Genomic DNA, 18981 nt, shown 5'->3' on the forward strand with positions numbered 1-18981 from the left:
TTGCAGGTTAGGCAAGCCTAGCCTTTGAAGTAGGTGGTGAGGCCCGATTTCCGGCCGGTGAGGAGTTTGTCTGATGCTCGGCAAGGCTGACGTTCGTGACATCGTGGCGGCGGAGCTGGGCATCCGGCCCGAGGCGATCGGATACGACGACGATCTGGTCGGCCTGGGCATGCATTCGATGAAGCTGATGCGCCTCGCCGGTCGCTGGCGCAAACAGGGCCACGAGGTCCGCAGTTCCGAACTCGCGCTCGCGCCGACGATCTCCGCGTGGGCCGAATTGCTCGGCGCCACTCCCGAACCCGCGCCCGCCGCCACCCCTGCCGAAGGCGGTGCCGCATTCGCCGACGGCGAGGAATTCCCTCTCGCTACCATGCAGCACGCCTACTGGGTGGGCCGCCGCCAGGATCAGCGGCTCGGCGGCGTCGCCGCCCATCTCTACGTCGAATTCGACGGCCGCGGCCTCGATGCCGAGCGCATGGGCCGTGCGGTCGAACGCCTGGTCCGGCGCCATCCCCAGTTGCGCGTGCAGTTCACCGATGCCGGCACGCAGCGCGTGCTGCCCGAGCCGCTGCTCCCGGTGTTCCGGGTGGAGGATCTGCGCGCGGCCGCCGATCCGGACGCGGAACTGGAACGCCTGCGCCAGGCCAAAAGTCATCAGCGGATGGATGTCGAGGCCGGCCAGGTCGTCGACATCACCCTCACCCTGCTGCCCGGCGACGCCCACCGCGTGCACGTCGATGTGGACATGCTCGCCGGAGATGCGTTGAGCTACCGGCGAATTCTCGACGATCTGGCCGCGCTCTACGACAGCGACGCCGATCCGGCCGATACCGTCGGCTACACCTTCCGCGAATACCTCGACGCCAGAGCGCGCCACACCCCGGACAATTCGGCGGCCCGGGCCTGGTGGGAGCAGCGACTCGCCGACCTGCCCGATATCCCGTCTTTGCCGGTCCTGGCCGAGGACGAGCGCGCCGACCCGAGCCGCAGCATCCGGCTGCACCACTGGTTCGAACCCGAGGCCAAGGCCGGATTCGACAAGCTCGCCCACAGTCACGGTGTCACTCCGGCGGTGGCGTTGGCCACGGTGTTCGCCGAAGCCATCGCGCGCTGGTCCGCGCGGCAGCGTTTCCTGCTGAACGTCCCGCTGTTCGACCGGGAGCCGCTGCACGACGATATCGACCGTGTGGTCGGCGACTTCACCAATTCGGTTCTGGTCGACGTCGACGCCCGCGCGCCGGAATCGATGGTCGCCCGCGCCAAGCGCCTGCAACGCGAATTGCACACCTGCGCCGTGCATTCCGTATACGAGGGCCTGGATGTGCTGCGCGATCTCGGCCGCTTGCGCGGCGGTCCGGTGACGCCGTCGGTGGTCTTCACCTCCGGCCTGGACCTGGGCGAGCTCTTCTCCGAGCGGGTCACCACCCTGTTCGGCGAGCCGGTGTGGATTCTGTCGCAGGGCCCGCAGGTTGATCTCGACGCGCAGGTCGCCGAACTGGGCGGCGGTCTGCTGGTCAACTGGGATGTGCGCCGAGACGCCATGCCCGAGGGCGTGGTCGCGGCGATGTTCGCCGAATTCCGCCGCCTGCTGCTGGCCCTCGCCGAGCCGGGTGCGGACTGGACCGCACCGCTGTCGATCGAGCTGCCGGCGCAGCAGCGTGCGGTGCGCGAGCGGGTGAACGACACCTTCACCGACTGGCAGGCCCGCACGCTGCACGGTGACTTCTTCGACCGGGCCCGGCGCAAGCCGGAGGCCGAGGCCCTGCGCTGGCGCGGCGGTGCCTGCGACTACGGCGATCTGGCCGATCAGGCGCTCGCGGTGGCCGCCGCGCTCACCGATGCCGGTGTGCGGCCGGGCGATACCGTCGCGGTGGTGATTCCCAAGGGCCACCGGCAGATTCCGGCCGTCCTCGGTGTGCTGGCCGCGGGTGCGGCCTATGTGCCGATCGGTACCGGTCAGCCGCCGGCGCGACGCGACCGCATTCTGGCACGCGCGGGCGCCCGGGTCGCGCTCACCGATGCGGCCCTCGAGCTCCCGGCCGACGTCACCGCCGTCGAATTGACCACCGCGCTGGCCGGCCGTCGCCTCGAGCGCGCCTACGCCAGTGATCCGGACGCCGTCGCCTACGTGCTGTTCACGTCCGGATCCACCGGTGAGCCCAAGGGCGTGGAGGTCAGCCATCGCGCCGCCGCCAACACCATCGACGCCCTCGCCGCCTCTTTCGGCCTGGATGCGAGCGCTCGGCTGCTGGGCCTGTCGTCGCTGGAATTCGATCTGTCGGTCTTCGACAGCTTCGCCCCGCTCGCTCTGGGCGGTGCGCTGGTGTGCGTGGACGCCGAGATCGAGCGCGACGCCCAGGCGTGGGCCCGGCTGATCGCCGAAGACGAAGTGAGCGTGCTCAATTGCGCGCCCGGCTTGATCGGGATGCTGCTGGACTCCGCCGACGCGGAGGCATTGCGCACACTCCGGGTGGTCGTCACCGGCGGCGACCGGGTCGACGCCGAACTCGCACATCGCCTGCGCGCCTCGGTGCCGGGCCTGCGTTTCGCCGGTCTCGGCGGAGCCACCGAGGCCGCGATCCACTCGACCGTCTGCGAAGTGACCGACGACTTCCCGGCCGACCGTGCCACCGTGCCCTACGGCACGCCGCTGGCGAATGTGGCGATGCGGGTGGTGAACGAGCGCGGCGAGGACTGCCCGGACTGGGTCGTCGGCGAATTGTGGATCGGCGGAACCAGTGTGGCCGACGGCTACCGCGGCGACCCGGAACGCACCGCGCAGCGCTTCGTCGAATACGGCGGTCTGCGCTGGTACCGCACCGGCGACCTGGCCCGCTATCTGCCCGACGGCACCGTCGACTTCCTCGGTCGCGCCGACCATCAGGTCAAGATTCGCGGCTACCGCGTGGAACTCGGTGAGGTCGAAACCGCGCTGACCACGCTGCCGACCGTCGCGCAGGCCGTCGCCCTGGTGACCGGTTCCGGCCGGTTGGCCGCCGCGGTGCGGGCCGGCGGTGTCACCACCGACGACTTGCGGGCAGCGCTGCGAGATCTGCTTCCCGCCCACATGATCCCGGACCTGATCGAGATCGTGACCGAGATCCCGCTGACTCCCAACGGGAAACTGGACCGGGCCGCGATCCGGCGGCTGGTCGAGGCCGGCGCCCCCGATGCCGGCGCGTCCGCGGTGCCGCCCGCGAACGAGATCGAGGCGGCGCTGGCCTATATCGCGGCGCAGATCCTCGGTGTCGAGACGGTGGGTGTGGAAACCGATTTCTTCGAGATCGGCGGCAACTCGATCCTGGCCACCACGCTCACCGCCAAGGTGCGCGGACTGCTCGCGGTCGAGAAATTCGGTGTCACCGCGGTGTTCGGCGGACGGACCGTGCGCCGCATCGCCGCGCAGCTGCAGGCCGACGAGACCACCCCGGGTCGCTTGGCGCAGGTGTCGCGAATTCTGCTGGAGCTGGCCGAAGTGCCTGTGCCCCAGATTGATTCGACCCTCGCTCCGCCGCGGAACTGAGCTCCCCGCAGCACCGGGCCCCGAGTTTTCGTTGTAGACAGATTGGTTCGTCAGATGCGTTCGCTGGAAGACCTGCAGGTAGCGATGGCGGCTCGGCTCGCCGAGGAAGGTTTGGCCACCGCCGCGGCGGTGCCGGTACGCCGGAATCCGCAGCGGGCGCCGTTGTCGTTCGGACAGCGTTACGTGTGGGCGCATCAGCAGATTTCGCCCGGCAGCTCCGCCTACAACCTGTGCCTGGCGCTGACCTTCGAGAGCGCGGTGCACGCCGAGCCGATCGATGTGGCGGCGCTGCGCACGGCCTTCGCCGCGCTCGTCGAGCGGCACGAGGTGCTGCGCACCACCTATCACACCGATGAGGACGGTGAGCCCTATCAGCGGATCCACGCCGACCTGCCGCCCCGGCTGGTGGAGGAGGATCTGTCCGGTCTCGCCGAGGAGCAGGCCCGGCGGCGTTTGCGCGAGCTGACCGAGGCCGCGGCCCGCGAAACCTTCGATCTGACCGCGGAATCCTCGCTGCGAGTGACCTTCGTCCGGATATCCGCCGCGGAACTGGTCGCGGTGGTGGTGATTCAACACATCGCGTGGGACGGGATGACGCTGCCCGCCCTCTCCCGGGATGTGGAGAACTTCTACCGGCAGGCACTGACCGGCCCGGTCACGGTGGAGCCGCTGCGGTTGCAGGTCGCCGATTTCGCCGAATGGGAGGCCGACCGGTTCGCCGCCGAGGACCATGCCGAGGATATTCGCTTCTGGCAGAGTCGCTTCGACGGTGAACTCCCGGAGCTGCAACTGCCCTACGATCGCCGTCCCGTGGCGGCCGCCGAACGCGGCGCCCGCTGCGATCGCCCGCTGAGCGCGGCCGCCGACACCGCGCTGCGCCGCCTCACCGCCGAACTGCGCACCACCCCGTTCTCGGTATTCCTCGCCGCCTACTATGTCGCGCTGCGCGAGATGACCGGGCGCGGCGACATGGTCATCGGCACCACCGTCGCCAACCGCGAAGAGTCCGGGATGGAGTTGCTGATCGGCAATCTCAGCAATATGCTCCCGCTGCACATCGCCGGCCGTGACGATCAGCGCTTCGCCGAGCTGGTCGAACAGGTGCGCGGCGTGATCACCGACGCGTTCGGGCACAAGCATTTCCCGCAGGAAGGCATCGTCCGCGCGGTGAACGCCGCGACCGGCAACGTCGGCTCGAACCTGTTCGACACGATGGTGCTGTTCCTGCACCAGAAGATCGACGGCCCCCAGCTGCCGGGCGTCACCACCAGCTGGGAGCTGATGGACAACGGCGCCGCCCTGCTGCCGCTGGTGGTGGAGACGTTCATGCACGGTGATCGGACCGACGTCCAGATCACCTATCGCACCGACCTTTTCGACGCCGTCACGGTCGATCGCCTGCACGAGTACATCGATCTGGTGCTCGCCGCCGCGACCGCCGATCGGCGGGTATCGGAGCTGGCCACGCTGTCGCCGACCGACCGCGCGGCGCTGGCACAGTGGTCGCACGGCGCCGCGGTGCCGATCGAGGCGGAGACCGCCGACGCGATGATCCGCGCCTCCGCGCGCACCTATCCGGACCGCACGGCCGTGGTGTTCGGCGATATCGAACTGACCTACCACGAATTCGATACCCGGGTGAACCGGCTCGCGCGACTGCTGCTGGAAGACGGGGTGCGACCCGGCGATCGCGTCGGTGTGTACGCCGAACGCAGTGAACGGCTGCCGATCGCGTTCGCGGCGGTGCTGCGCGTCGGCGCGGTGTATTTCCCGATCGACCCCAGCTACCCGATCGACCGCATCGAGTACATGCTCGGCGATGCCGAACCGGCGCTGCTGCTGACATCGGCCGACAAGGCGCTGAGTGTCGAAACCGTGGTTCCCGCAATCGATCTCACCGCCCCGCAGGTGATCGAACGATTGTCCGCACTCGACGGCTCGGAGCTGTCACAGGCCGCACTGCCGCGGCCTCTGCATCCGCTCGACCCCGCCTATCTGCTCTACACCTCCGGCACGACCGGCCGCCCCAAAGGTGTCGTGATCCACCACCGCGGCATCGCCAACCACGTGCAGTGGATGCGCGACTATCTCGGCTTCGGCGAAGAGCGCATCCTGCAGAAGGCGCCGATCGGCTTCGACGTCTCGGTCTTCGAACTGGTGAACGCGCTGTGCACCGGATCGGCGACGGTGCTGCCGCCGCCGCAGTGGTGGCAGGCCGACGTGGAGGCACTCGCCGAGATCATCCACCGGCATCGCATCACACAGATCTCGTTGGTGCCCAGCGTGGTTCGCGCCTTCATCGACGCCGGACCGGATCCGGCCCGGCTGCAATCCATGCGTTACGTATACCTGGGTGGCGAGGCGGTACCGCCGGCGCTGGTCGAGGAATCGAGCCGCTTCTTCGGCGGAACGGTGCTCGGCCTCTACGGCCCCACCGAGGGCTCGATGGACCTCATGCACGAGGACTTCGCCGGCCGCACGACCACCGAAGCCACGGCCGGCGCTGCGCTCGAGCCGGCGCTCATCGGCCTGCCCGAATGGAATTCGTCGGTCTACGTGCTGGACGAGCGGTTGCGGCAGGTCCCGCCCGGCGTGATCGGTGAGCTCTACCTCGGCGGTGTGCAGCTCGCGCAGGGCTACCACCGCCGCCCCGATCTGACCGCCGGAGCCTTCGTGGCGTGCCCGTTCGCCGGTGAGCCCGGTGCCCGGATGTATCGCACCGGCGATATCGTGCGCTGGAATTCGCAGGGCCGCATGGAATATCTGGGCCGCGTCGACGATCAGGTCAAGGTGCGCGGGCATCGCATCGAACTCGGTGAGATCGGCACCGTGCTGCGCCGCGTACCCGGCATCGCCTCCGCCGTGGCGATCACCGTGCCGCAGAATGCGCAGAGCCACGACCTGGCGCTGGTGGCCTACTATGTGCCCGAAGCGAATTCGGAATTCGCCACCGGCGGCGACGCCGAGAACACCGAGCGCATCAAAGCCGCACTGGCACAACGCCTGCCGGAATACATGATCCCCACGGCACTGGTGAAACTGGGGGCACTGCCGCTGACCGCCAACGGCAAACTCGACCGCCGGGCACTGCCACAACCGGATCTCGGTGGCAGCACCGGCCACGGCCGGGAACTGCGCGCGGGCGCCGAAGCCGCGGTCGCGGAGGTGGTGCGCGCGGTGCTGCACCTCGGCGATACCCCCGCGCTGGCGGCCGACGACGACTTCCTGGCTTTGGGCGGCGATTCCATCAGCGCGATCCGGATGGCGTCGGCGTTGAAGAAGTACGGATTGCTGATCACCACCAGCGCCCTGTTCGACGCGCGCACGATCGCCCGCATCGCCGCGGCGTGCGAGCCGATCGTCGAGAACAGCGGCCCGGCCCTGGTCGAGGCGGACAGCCCGGCCGGCTGGATCCCGCTCAACCCCATCGCGGCCCTGCTGACCGAACAATCCGGCGACTACCACGCCTACACCCAGGCCACCGCGGTCGTGGCCCCCGCGCACAGCACACGTGAGCAGATCGCCGAGGTGGTCTCGGCGCTGGCCGCACGCCATCCGATGCTGCGTGCCCGGCTCGGCACCGATCCACAGGGCGCCACGGCCTATTACGTCCCGGAACCGGACGAGCCGGCCGCCGCGCCCACCGTCGCGGAGATCGTGATCGGCGACGAGAACTGGGATCGCACCGCGGGTGCGCGCCTGAACGAGCAGCTGGCCGAGTTGAGCGCGCAGCTGGACCCCGCCGCGGGCCGCATGCTCGCCGCCGCCTGGGTGCACTCCGCCGACGGAACGCAGGGGCGGCTGCTGCTGGTCGTCCACCACCTGGTGGTCGACGGTGTGTCCTGGCGGGTTCTGCACGACGATCTGCGCGGCCTGTGGGGTGTCGCGGCCGCGACGGTCGAACCGCAACCGGGGACCTCGGTCAAGACCTGGAACACCAGCCTGGTGCATGTGGCGAACAGCGACGCCGTCCTCGCGACGCTGCCGTACTGGCGCGCGGCCGCCGAGGCGGTGGATCCGCTGCTCGGCAGCCGCGCGCTGGACCCCGCCGTCGACACCGTCGCGACCGTCCGCGAGGTCACCGCCACCCTCGACGCGGACGACACCGCGTTCCTGATGAGCACGGCCACCACGGCTTTCGGCTGCGACTTCCTCGACATCCAGGTCGCCTCGCTGGCCGTGGCGATCCATCGCTTCCGCCGCCGTCGCGACCGGGACGCGCAGGCGGTGGCGGTGACGATGGAACGGCACGGCCGGGTCGAAACCTTGTTCAGCGGAGTCGATCTGGCCAACACCGTCGGCTGGTTCACCACCACCTATCCGGTGTCGCTGCGTATCCCGGATGCGGGCGAGCAGGTCGAGTCCGCGGTGAAAGCGGTCAAGGAGCAACTGCTCGCGGTGCCCGAATCGGGAATCGGCTGGGGACTGCTGAGCCGGCTCAACCCCGGCACCCGCGCCGAGCTGGCGGGTTCGCCCTCGCCGCAGGTGAGTTTCAACTACATGGGCCGCTTCGCCACCTCCGGCGCCGCCGACAGCGAATCGGTCCGAACCTGGGATGCCGCACCGGAATTCGGCTATATGGGTGGTCACGCCGATCCGGCCATGCCGGCCCCCGCCCTGCTGGACATCAACACCGTGGCACTGGCCGACGGCGACAGCGTGCGGTTGCATGCCTCCTTCCGCTTCCCGGCGGGACCGGTGTCCGACGACGAAGCCGGCGAACTGGCCCAGCTGTGGACCGAGGGCCTGGGTGAACTCGTGAAGACAGTGCGCGACAACCCCATTCGCCGCCTCACGCCCAGCGACGTGGTCGCCGACGAGGTGTCCCAGCTGGATCTGGATCGCTGGCAGGCGCTGTATCGCGGCTGTGTGGACATCTATCCGCTGGCGCCGCTGCAGGCCGGCTTGTACTTCACCGCACTCGGCTCCGCGGGCAACGACGTCTACAACGTGCAGACGCTGATCGGGGTGCGCGGCGCACTCGACCTGCCGCTGCTGGCCGCATCCTTCGACACCGTCCTGAACCGCTATCCCAATCTGCGCGTATCGATTTCGGTGTCCCATGCCGGACAGCCGTACGCGGTGGTCGCCGACCACATGCGGATCCCGGTGCGCGAGATCGACTTCGCGGACCTGCCCGACGCACAGCAGCGGTTGCGGGAGTTCTTCCGCGCCGACCAGGCCGAACATTTCGACCTCACGCACGGACCGCTCCTGCGGGTGACGGTGGTGCATCTTCCCGACGACCACCACATGGTCGTCCTGACCTCGCACCATCTGCTCACCGACGGCTGGTCGGGCCAGTTGCTGCCGCGCGAGATCTTCGCCGAATACGCCGGTCGCGGCGGGCAGCCGCTCGGTGATCCGGAGACGTTCGCGCGCTTCCTGCGCCGCACCCGGGATCGGGAGCAGGCCACCGAGGCGGCCTGGCAGAGTTATCTCGAGGATGTGCGACCGTGCCTCGTCGCCCCGGCCCGCACGCCCGACAGTGGCGGCGTGCCGGAAGGACGCACATTCGTCCTCGACGACGACACGGTCGCGCGCGCCACCGAACTGGCCGCGGAGCAGGGCGCCACCTTCAGCCTGGTTTGCCAGCTCGCCTGGGCGAACGCGCTGCGGTACGTCACCGGCGAGCAGGCAACGGTGTTCGGTGAGGTGGTGTCGGGCCGGCCCGCCGATCTCGACGGCGTCGACCATGCCGTCGGCTGTTTCGCCAACACCATCCCGGTCGCGATCGACCTGGCCGGCGACCGCACCTGGCGCGACCATCTCGCCGAGATGCAACGTCATCGCGTGGAACTGATGGAGTACCACCAGTACCGGCTCACCTCGGCGATGCGGGCGGCGGGACGATCCGGCCCGGCGGCGCGCAAGCTGTTCGACAGCATGTTCGTCTTCCAGTCCTATCCGCCGGGCCGCGACGAGCTGGAAACCTCGTTGCGCGAGGGCGGTTTGGAGCTGGTGTCGTTCGAGGGCGGCGGCGCCACCGACAACGCCCTGCTGCTGATGATCTTCCCGGCGAATTCCCTGCTGCCCGGCGACGCCGTGCAGGCCGTGGTGTTCTACGCCGAGGACAGCTTCGAAGCCGACGATGCCCGCATCGTCGAGACCGCCTTCCGGAATACGTTGCGCGCCATCGCCGAACAGCCCGACCGCGCCGTCGCCGACACCACCGTGATCGACGACGAGGATCAGGGCCTGCTGGTGATGCGGCGGATGTGGCAGTGACAGACATGAGGAGTCATACGAGCATGGCAGCAGCACCCGGTTGGATCCGGCAGTTCCACGCACCGCGCGGCGCGAGCGCACCGCTGATCATCTGCCCGCACGCGGGCGGCGGCGCATCGACCTACCGGCCCTTCTCGAAGCAGTTGCGCGAACATTTCGATGTCGGTGTGCTGCAGTACCCCGGGCGCCAGGACCGGGCTCGCGAGGCCGCGTTGCAGACGTTGCCCGAGATCGCCGAGGGCGCCTTCGACGAATTCGCGCTCTCCCCGTGGAATCGCGACGAGCCGATCACGGTGCTGGGCCACAGCATGGGGTCGATCGTGGCCTTCGAATTCGTGCGCATCGCCGAATCCGAAGGAGTTCCGGTGCGATTGCTCGCGGTTTCGGGCGCGGTGCCACCGGGGCGGGTCGCCGAGATGCCGAACCATCCCACCGAGGACGAACAGTTGTTCGACCATATGGCCGGGCTGGAGGGCACCGGCTCGGATCTGCTCGGCAATCGCGAGCTGATGCGGATGGCGCTCCCGGCGCTGAAGGCCGACTACGCCGCCTTCGACCGCTACTCGTGCCCCGAGGATGTGCGGGTGCAGGCTCCCATCCAGGCGATGGGCGGCAACGACGACGAGTACGTCACCATGGGCGACCTCTACGGCTGGCAGCAGCACACCGACTCGAACGTGTCGGTGTCGATGTTCGACGGTGGCCACTTCTACCTGCACGACCACGTCGAGGGCATCGCGGAGCTGCTGATCGCGGAACTGGAGACCACATCATGAGCGAGGCGGATCCGATCGTCGTCAGCGGCCTTGCCGTCGAGGCGCCCGGCGGCATCGAGACGCCCGGCCAGTATTGGGCGGCGCTGTCGCAGGCCCGCGATCTGACCGGGCCGTTCCCGCGCGACCGGGGCTGGCCGCTCGCCGAACTGCTGAACCTGTCGCGCCACGAAGGCTGGGCCCCGGTCTGCGACGCCGGCGGATTCCTCGCTCGCGCAGCGGAATTCGATCCGATGTTCTTCGGCATCACCCCGCGCGAGGCCGTCGCGATGGATCCGCAGCAGCGGGTGGCGCTGCGGGTGGCCTGGCGGGCGCTGGAGAACGCCGGCATCGATCCCGCGGCCGTCGACGGTGACGAGGTGGGCTGCTATATGGGCGCCTCACCGACCGAATACGGTCCGCACGGCGCCGAGGTCAACGACTACTCCGGCTACCGCGCGGCCGGTGCCGCGCTCGGGGCGGTGGCGGGGCGGATCTCCAACTGTCTCGGTCTCGGCGGCCCGTCGATCGTGGTCGACACCGCCTGTGCCTCGTCACTGTCGGCGGTGCATATGGCGGCGGCGGCGATCCGCGCCGGGGAATGTGACTGGGCGCTGGCCGGGGCCGTGTGCGTGATGGGTTCGCCCGCCGCGTTCTTCGAATTCTCCAAGAACAACGCGCTGGCCGCGGACGGGCAGTGCAAACCGTATTCCGATGCCGCCGACGGCACGCTGTGGGGCGAGGGCGCGGGCGTTCTCGTACTGGAACGCGAATCGCGGGCCCGTGCGGCCGGTCGCCGGATCTACGCCCGGGTGCTCGCCACCCGGGTCAATCACAACGGCGCGGGGGCGCCGATCGCCGTGCCGAGCAGCCGCGCCCAGGAGCGGCTGATCCGCGCGACCGTGGCGGCAGCGGGTATTGCGCCCGAGGTCGTCGGCATGATCGAGGGACACGGCACCGCGACCGCGGTCGGGGACCCACTTGAACTCGAGGCGCTGGACCGCGTCTACGGTTCGGGCTCCGCGCGCCTGGGCTCGGTGAAATCGAATCTGGGCCACGCCCAGGCGGCGGCGGGCATGCTCGGCCTGATCAAGGTGCTGCTCAGCGGTCTGCACGGTCAGATCGCGCCGACCCGCTTCGCCGACAATCCGACCGGCAAGGTGGATTGGGACGCGACCGGTTTGCGGCTGGCCGCGAAGCTCGAGGACTGGCAGCCGCACGACGGTGTGCGCTACGCGGCGGTGTCGTCGTTCGGCGTCTCGGGCACGAATGCCCATGCGCTGCTGGCCGTTCCGGCCGAAGAGGAGAGTCATGTCTAGCTACCGCCTGCCCGACGGCAGCGTTCCGATCCTGCTGTGCAGCGACAATCCGGATCTGCTGGGATCGGAGGCGGCCGCGATCGCGGACTACCTCGCCGGCCATCCCGAGGTGACGCCGGATCGCGTGGCCGACATGCTGTTTCGCACCCGGTCGCCGCGCCGCCACCGTGCCCTGGTGATGGCCGATGCGCAGACCGACGTGATCGCCGCGCTGCGCGCCGTGGCCGACGGCCGCCCGCATCCGGCGGTGGTGCGATCGGAGCGCGCCGCGACCGCGCAGCGTGTGGCCTACGTCTTTCCCGGTCAGGGCAGCCAGCGCCCGGGCATGGGCGCGATGCTCTACGAGCACTCATCGGCCTACCGCGACGCAGTCGACGAGTGCGACAAGGTCTTTCACGATCTCTACGGCTGGTCACCGCGGGCCTATCTGCTCGAGGCCGACCGGCAGGCCGACGACAAGGCGCTGACCGTGCAACCGGCACTGTTCATGCAGATGGTCGGTGTGGCCGCGATGTGGCAGGCCGCCGGGGTCGCCCCGGCAGTGACGGTGGGGCATTCGCAGGGGGAGATCGCCGCAGCCTGTGTGAGCGGGGCCCAGACCCTGCGGGACGCGGTGCGGATCGTCACCACCCGGGCGCAGATCGTCGACGATCGCAAGCTGAATGGCTATTCCATGGCGGTGCTCGGCATCGATCGCGACGAGTGCGAGGACCTGATCGCGCGGCAGGCCGACTTCGTGGAGCTGTCGGTGATCAACTCCCGCCACATCATCGCGATCTCCGGCGAACGCGCCGCGGTCGTGGGCATTGTCGAAACACTGAACGCCGCAGGGAAATTCGCGAAGGAAATCCGCGTCCAGTATCCGGCGCACACCTCCTACGTGAGTACCGGGCGCGAATTGCTGGCTGCCACGGTCGGTCCGGAGATGGACAACCATACCTTCGCCGACACCGAAATCGACTGTATCGGCGCCACCATGGGCGACCGCATCCATTCGGGTCTGTCGATCGTCGACTACTGGTACCTGAACCTGCGCAACCGGGTGCGTTTCGACCTGGCGATCCGGAAAGCCGCGGACGCCGGGGTGACCACCTTCCTCGAGATCTCCGAACATCCGACGCTGATGTTGGCGATGCAAGAGAATCTGGCGGAGATTTCGGGGCAGCGGGAATTCCAGGCGCTGGGCACCTCGCGCCGCACCGCCGCGGATCTGCGGGAATTCACCCGCAATCTGGCGACCGTCGCGGTGCACGACGCGAATTATCGATGGGAGGCGCTGCGCGAACCCGGCGACGGGGGTGTGCCCGCCCTGCCGCTGCTCGACTTCCCCAATACGCAGATGAGCGCCAAATCGCTGTGGGCGCCGTTCGATTACGCACGCGCCGCGCACAAGCCGCTCACCGACAGCGATTCCGACGACTCGACGGTCGCCCCGCAACGGGTGGTGGAGACCTGGACCCGGTTGCAGCGGCGAACGATGGTGCCGCCACGGACCTTCGTGGTGATCGATCCGGCCGGCGCGAACGAAGAACTCGCGGCTGCCGTCCGCGCGGCCGCGCCGCGCCAGGGCGCCACGGTCGTCGAGCCGGGTTCCGGCACAAGGCCGGACACCGTGGTGGTGCTGGTCCCGCCCTCGTCGGCGAACGGGCCCGTACCCGACGTCGCCGAATTCCTCGGCGCCCGAGCCTGGTTGGACGACCTGGACGGCATCGGCGATATCTGGCTGGTGACCAGCGGCGGCGAACAGGTCGTCGAATCCGACCTGCCGGATCCGTTCCATGCCGCAGTGCAGGCCGGATTCCGTTGTCTGGCAGCCGAACACGTGGGCGTCGCCTTCCGGCATGCCGATCTGGGCGCCGGGGTCGACGCCACCGCGGCGGCCAAGGCGCTGCTCGGTGCGATCCACGTCGCCGCGGAACCCGAACTGGCCGTGCGCGACGGCGGCTTCTACGCCAAACGGCTGATCCTCGACGACACCGTGGGCGATGCCCCGTTGCGTGCGGAGGAGTTGCGCGAGGTCGTGATCGTCGGCGGCACCGGCAAACTGGGGCTGGATTTCTGTGCGCAGTTCGCCGCCGCGGGCGCGGGCCGGATCACGCTGATCAGCAGATCCGGCGGTACGGCCGCCGCCGGGGCGCGCATCGCCGAGATCGGAGCCCGGTACGACACCGAGGTCGTCGTGCGGCGCTGCGACGCCGGTGATCCGGAGGCGCTCGGCGCCCTGGCGGCGGAATACGCCGCGAGTCCGGCGACCCTGATCGTGCACGCCGCCGTGGACTACGAGGCGGCGGCCGCCGATCCGGACCCGGCCGCCATCCGCGCGGCGGCGACCGCCAAATCCGTTGTGCTGCACAATCTCACGCGCATCTTCCCGCGCACCGACGACGGCCGCATCGTGGTGTGCTCCTCGCTGTCGGCCACGCTGGGCGGGCGCGGGCACATGGTCTATTCGGCGGTCAACCGCATGCTGGACGCGCAGGCCGCGCACTACCGGGCCGAGGGCATCCGATGCTCGTCGGTGCAGTGGGGTCTGTGGCGGGCGGTCGGCGCCGACCACGCCGAGGCGCTGGCCCGCATCAGCGGCACCGGATTGCTGCCGATGGACCCGGCGGTGGCGGTCGCCGCCGGTTTCGCGCCGCGTGCGGCCAACGTTCTGGTCGCCGCCGCGCAGTGGGGACGGATCCGAGACCTGTTCTCGGTCTTCGGTTTCGCACCGCTGTTCGCCGCACTACCCGACGACGAGCCGGAACCTGCGCCGCCCGCCGAACCCGCCGCCGAACCCGAGCCAGCCGCCGAAGTTCCGGCCGCGCCACGCGACGTCGCCGACTCCGTGCGCGATGCGCTGCGCGTGGTGATGGGGCTGGAGCCGGACGAAGCCGTCGACGGCTCGGTTCCGCTGGTGGCGCTGGGTCTGGATTCGCTGCAGGCGCTCGATCTGCGCAAGCGGGTCGAGACCGAGTTGCGGCGGGACCTCCCGGTCACCGCCATCCTCGGCGGCGCCTCCCTCGACGAGGTGGTGACGCTCCTCGGCTGATGTCGAAGCGGTGGAGTTCGTCGAATAATCAAGTTAGCCTTACCAAAGTAAAAGGGCGGGCGCTCGGACGGAGAGCATGGTGTCGAATTCAATGGGTGGTCCGGCGGATACGGACGACGCGATCGTCGTCGACGGCGTGGAGAAGACCTTCGGCGCGGTGCGCGCGCTGAGAGGTATCAGCTTCAGCGCCCCCGCGGGCAGTGTGCTGGGCGTGCTCGGGCCCAACGGCGCGGGGAAGACCACCACGGTGTCGGTGTTGTCGACGCTGATCCGGCCCGATGCCGGCAGTGCGCGGGTGGCCGGCTTCGACGTGGTCACCCAGGCCGCGCAGGTGCGGTCGTCGATCATGCTGACCGGGCAGTACGCGGCGCTCGACGAAATGCTCACCGGCCGGGAGAATCTGGTGCTCTTCGCCCGGCTGATGGGATTGCGGCGCAAGGCCGCCGCTCAGCGCGCCGAGGAACTGCTGGAACAGTTCGCGCTCACCGAGGCGGCGCAACGACGGGTCGGCCAGTACTCCGGCGGTATGCGCCGGCGCATCGACATCGCCTGCGGACTGGTCCGCCCGCCACGCGTCGTATTCCTCGACGAACCGACCACCGGCCTGGACCCCGTCAGCCGCCAGAGCCTGTGGGCGCTGGTGCGCTCGCTCAAGGAACAGGGCGTGACGATCCTGCTCACCACCCAGTACCTCGAGGAGGCGGATGCGTTGAGCGACAACATCATCGTCGTCGACAAGGGCACCGTGATCGCCGAGGGAACCGCCGATCAGCTCAAGGCCCGCTCCGGCGACAGCTACTGCGAGGTCGTTCCGGTCGACGCCGCGGATGTGCCGGCCGTGGCCGCCGCGCTGGCGAACCTGGGCGAGGTCACGATCGCCGAATCGCAGGACCGGGTGTCGGTGCCGGCGCCCGGCGGCGCGGTGACGCTGTCGGAGGCGCTCGACCGGATCAACACCGCGGGAATCGAATTGATCGACATCGCGCTGCGCCGCCCCTCCCTCGACGAGGTCTTCATCCAGCTGACCAAACCGGCCGAAGAGGTATCGGCATGACCGCGGCGACCACCGAAACGCCGGAACTGTTCCGGGTTCCGGCCGGTCTGCAGTGGTCCGCCCTGAGCGGGCGCATGATTCGCAGCGCCCTGCGCGAAGGCGATCTCGTGCTGGCCTTCGCGGCGCCCGTGGTGTTCTTCGTCTGCTTCTATGTGCCGCTGCGGCATTCGATGGAAGCCGGCGGTATCGACTACGCCCAGTATCTGCTTCCGCTGATCGCGGTCTTCGCCATGTTCTTCACCTCCATGTTCGCCGGCGACCGGGCGGCGCGAGAGGTCGTCGGCGGCATGGCCACGCGGCTGCGGGCGATGCCGGTGCCGCCGTGGATTCCGGTGACCGCGCGGATGTCGGCGAATCTGGTGCGTGCCGTCGCCGCCTTCGCCGGGGCGCTGGTCATCGGCACGAGTTTCGGATTCCGATTCCACAGCGCGGATTCCGCGCTGGTCTTCGTGCTGGTGGTCCTGGCCTTCGGCGCCACCCTGGTGATCGCCACCGATGCGCTCGGCACCATCACCCGCAACAGCGAACTCAGCGGCACCGTCTTGTTCGGTCCGCAGCTGCTGCTGGTGATGACCTCCACCGGATTCGTTCCGGTCCAGGGCTTCCCGGACTGGATCCAGCCGTACGTGCGCAATCAGCCGGTCTCCCGGATCACCGACGCGCTGCGTGGACTGGCCGCAGGGGAGTACACCTCCGAACTCGGCGTGGCCGCGATCTGGATCGCGGTGCTGTTCGTGGTGGCCGCGGTTCTCGCGGTGCGAGCGGAAGGGCGCCGGGGATGAGTGAGGTGGTGATGGGCGATTCTCCCGTGCTGGGCAACCGGATCGGCGATCTGGGATCGCAGACCCTGGTCGAGACCGGTCGCCTGCTGCGGCGCTGGTCGCGGCAGCCGGAGGTGATCACCAGCACCCTGGTACTGCCGATTCTGCTGCTGCTCATGTACGACCTGGTGCTGGACAAATCCCTCGGCGCCACCGGAGGGGCCGACCCGATCTACGGTTTCGTGCCGATGATCGCCGTCGCCGGAGCCATGTACGGCGCGATGGGTACCGGCATGTCGTTGTACGCCGAGCGGGAAAGCGGTCTGCTGCGCCGGTTCTGGGTGCTCCCGATGCATCGCTGGGCCGGGCTGTCCGGCCGGCTCGCCGCCGAATGCGCCCGCGCGCTCGCGGCGACCATCGTGGTCGTCGCCGTCGGTATGGCGTTGGGCCTGCGTTTCCAGCAGGGCTGGGGCGGTGCGATCGGCGTCCTGCTGGTGCCGGTGATCGTGATCGCCGGGTTCACGCCACTGGTCGTCGCGGTCGGGGTGAGCAGCGCCGGCGACAAGGTGGTGCAGCTGTTCGCGATCGTCGTGCTGGTCGGCATGTTCTTCAATTCCGGATTCGTGCCGGTGCAGAACTATCCGGGCTGGTTGCAGCCGGTCGTGCGGGCCCAGCCGATGAGCTGTGCCATCGAGGCGATGCGCAACTTCACCCTCGGTGGTCCGCTCCTGGTTCCGGTGTTGCAAACCGTCGCATGGTCGGCAGGGCTGATCGTGGTTTTCGGCGCCATGGCCATTCGCGGCTATCGGCGGGCCGTTCAGAGTTGACCGATCCGCGCCTCCGGACAACTTGTTAGCCAGTCGTTAGCGAGACACGCCGACCGTCATTCTGATTCCCCGAAGATCGATACGTCTTTTTCGGTACTGTCGAGATCCGTTTGTTCGTTCCGATAGGCATCCCGAAGCTCAGGAAAGGACGAATCGTGCGGAGCCGGATTCGCAGTTGTACCGCTGTCTTGTTCGGAGCTCTCATCGCAGTCGCGGGCGGAATGGTTTCGGCGCCGCATGCCTGGACACAGCCGCCGGCGCAGGCCGCCGCCGATGATTTCTACGTTCCCCCGGCGCCGTTGCCCCCGGGGCCTCCGGGTGCCATCGTGCGGGCCCAGCCTGCGTCGTTGCTGTTCTCGGCACCCGGGCAACCCGGCGTCGTCCCGGCGATCTCGACACGCATGATGTATCTCAGCAACGACACGCACGACGCGCCGACCGCGGTGACGGGCACGTATCTGCAGCCGATCCTGCCGTGGACCGGCCCCGGTGAACGCCCACTGGTCGCGTACGCGGTCGGCACGCAGGGGCAGGGCGATCAATGCGCGCCCTCGAAATTGCTCCCGCAGCTCGCCCAATACCTGCCGCCGTTCGACGTCATCGCCGAATACGATGTGTTGGCGCTGTATTCGCTGCTGTCGCGCGGGATGGCCGTCGTGGTCACCGATTACCACGGGCTGGGCACACCGGAAATGCACGACTTCCTGAATCGGAAAGCGCAATCCTATGCGGTACTCGATTCGGCGCGGGCCGCACAGCAGTTGCCGAACAACGGCCTGGGACCGCAGTCGCCGGTCATCGTGTACGGCTACTCCCAGGGCGGTATGGCCTCGGCCGGTGCGGCCGAACTGCAACCGAGCTATGCGCCCGAACTGAATATGCGTGGCGCGTACATCGGCGGGCCGGTGGTGGATCCCGAATACTTCATCGGCTTCAACGAGGGACAGCCGAGCCTGTCCGGTGCGGTCGGCTTCACGCTCAACGGTATCGCCGCCGACTATCCCGACACTCGTCCGGAACTCGACGCCGAACTCAACGACGCGGGTAAGGCGCTGCTGCGCGATGCCGAGAGCAAATGCGCCATCGCGGTATCGATCGACAATCCGCAGCGGCAGACGGCCCAGTTCACCTCCAGCGGACAGCCACTCACCACGGTGATCGACCGGTCCCCGGCGTTGAGCCGGGCTTTCGCCGATCAGCGCATCGGCGGCGGCACGCCGTCGGCGCCGGTGCTCATCGCCTCGGCGAGGAACGACGAGGGTGCGCCGTTCGCGCCCATCCGAGATGTGGCCGCCGCGTGGTGCAGTCGTGGCGTGCCGGTGCAGATGGACACGAACTCCCAGCTGCCACCGATTTCCGGTGTCATCGGCACCCACGATCTCGCGTTCTTCCCGTCGTTGGCGGCGTCGCAGATGTGGTTGACCGATCGGCTCGCGGCCGCGCCCGCGGCCAGCAACTGCGCCGCGCTGCCGTAGCGGCCCGT

At 69.1% G+C, this 18981-nt stretch carries 9 protein-coding genes; all 9 read left to right on the forward strand.

Annotated elements, in window-relative coordinates:
• The first annotated feature begins 73 nt into the window (after positions 1 to 73).
• The gene (locus C8258_RS23065) at positions 74 to 3523 is read left to right on the forward strand and encodes a non-ribosomal peptide synthetase (RefSeq protein WP_106956973.1); all 3450 of its coding nucleotides are present in this window, start codon (positions 74 to 76) and stop codon (positions 3521 to 3523) included.
• Between the two features lie 54 nt (positions 3524 to 3577).
• Positions 3578 to 9751, forward strand: a complete 6174-nt coding sequence (locus C8258_RS23070; protein ID WP_106956974.1) for a non-ribosomal peptide synthetase — start codon at positions 3578 to 3580, stop codon at positions 9749 to 9751.
• Positions 9752 to 9774: 23 nt separating this feature from the next.
• Positions 9775 to 10527: a thioesterase II family protein gene (locus C8258_RS23075; RefSeq protein WP_106956975.1), complete on the forward strand. Its 753-nt coding sequence runs from the start codon at positions 9775 to 9777 to the stop codon at positions 10525 to 10527.
• Positions 10524 to 11822, forward strand: a complete 1299-nt coding sequence (locus tag C8258_RS23080) for a polyketide synthase (RefSeq protein ID WP_106956976.1) — start codon at positions 10524 to 10526, stop codon at positions 11820 to 11822. Before C8258_RS23075 ends, C8258_RS23080 begins: the two co-directional genes overlap by 4 nt.
• On the forward strand, positions 11815 to 14856 hold the full coding sequence (gene nbtC / locus C8258_RS23085) for a nocobactin polyketide synthase NbtC (protein WP_106956977.1): 3042 nt from the start codon (positions 11815 to 11817) through the stop codon (positions 14854 to 14856). Before C8258_RS23080 ends, nbtC begins: the two co-directional genes overlap by 8 nt.
• Before the next feature lie 76 nt (positions 14857 to 14932).
• Positions 14933 to 15910, forward strand: coding sequence for an ATP-binding cassette domain-containing protein (locus tag C8258_RS23090; protein WP_233225272.1), 978 nt, complete (start codon positions 14933 to 14935; stop codon positions 15908 to 15910).
• Positions 15907 to 16692 (forward strand): ABC transporter permease, encoded by a 786-nt coding sequence (locus C8258_RS23095; RefSeq protein ID WP_106956979.1) that lies wholly within the window; start codon positions 15907 to 15909, stop codon positions 16690 to 16692. The genes C8258_RS23090 and C8258_RS23095 overlap by 4 nt, the downstream gene beginning before the upstream one ends.
• Entirely contained in the window at positions 16689 to 17498 is an 810-nt protein-coding gene (locus tag C8258_RS23100) for an ABC transporter permease (RefSeq protein WP_233225273.1), read from the forward strand. Before C8258_RS23095 ends, C8258_RS23100 begins: the two co-directional genes overlap by 4 nt.
• A 326-nt stretch (positions 17499 to 17824) precedes the next feature.
• Complete coding sequence (locus tag C8258_RS23105; RefSeq protein ID WP_158271299.1) at positions 17825 to 18973, forward strand: lipase family protein; 1149 nt, start codon at positions 17825 to 17827, stop codon at positions 18971 to 18973.
• The last annotated feature ends 8 nt before the right edge of the window (positions 18974 to 18981 follow it).

It is taken from the genome of Nocardia sp. MDA0666, from assembly GCF_003023875.1.
GTDB classification, from domain to species: domain Bacteria; phylum Actinomycetota; class Actinomycetes; order Mycobacteriales; family Mycobacteriaceae; genus Nocardia; species Nocardia aobensis.

Coding starts and splice junctions, on each gene's coding strand:
- C8258_RS23065 (WP_106956973.1), top strand. CDS start 74: ATGCTCGGCAAGGCTGACGTTCGTGACATCGTGGCGGCGGAGCTGGGC.
- C8258_RS23070 (WP_106956974.1), top strand. CDS start 3,578: ATGCGTTCGCTGGAAGACCTGCAGGTAGCGATGGCGGCTCGGCTCGCC.
- C8258_RS23075 (WP_106956975.1), top strand. CDS start 9,775: ATGGCAGCAGCACCCGGTTGGATCCGGCAGTTCCACGCACCGCGCGGC.
- C8258_RS23080 (WP_106956976.1), top strand. CDS start 10,524: ATGAGCGAGGCGGATCCGATCGTCGTCAGCGGCCTTGCCGTCGAGGCG.
- nbtC (WP_106956977.1), top strand. CDS start 11,815: ATGTCTAGCTACCGCCTGCCCGACGGCAGCGTTCCGATCCTGCTGTGC.
- C8258_RS23090 (WP_233225272.1), top strand. CDS start 14,933: ATGGTGTCGAATTCAATGGGTGGTCCGGCGGATACGGACGACGCGATC.
- C8258_RS23095 (WP_106956979.1), top strand. CDS start 15,907: ATGACCGCGGCGACCACCGAAACGCCGGAACTGTTCCGGGTTCCGGCC.
- C8258_RS23100 (WP_233225273.1), top strand. CDS start 16,689: ATGAGTGAGGTGGTGATGGGCGATTCTCCCGTGCTGGGCAACCGGATC.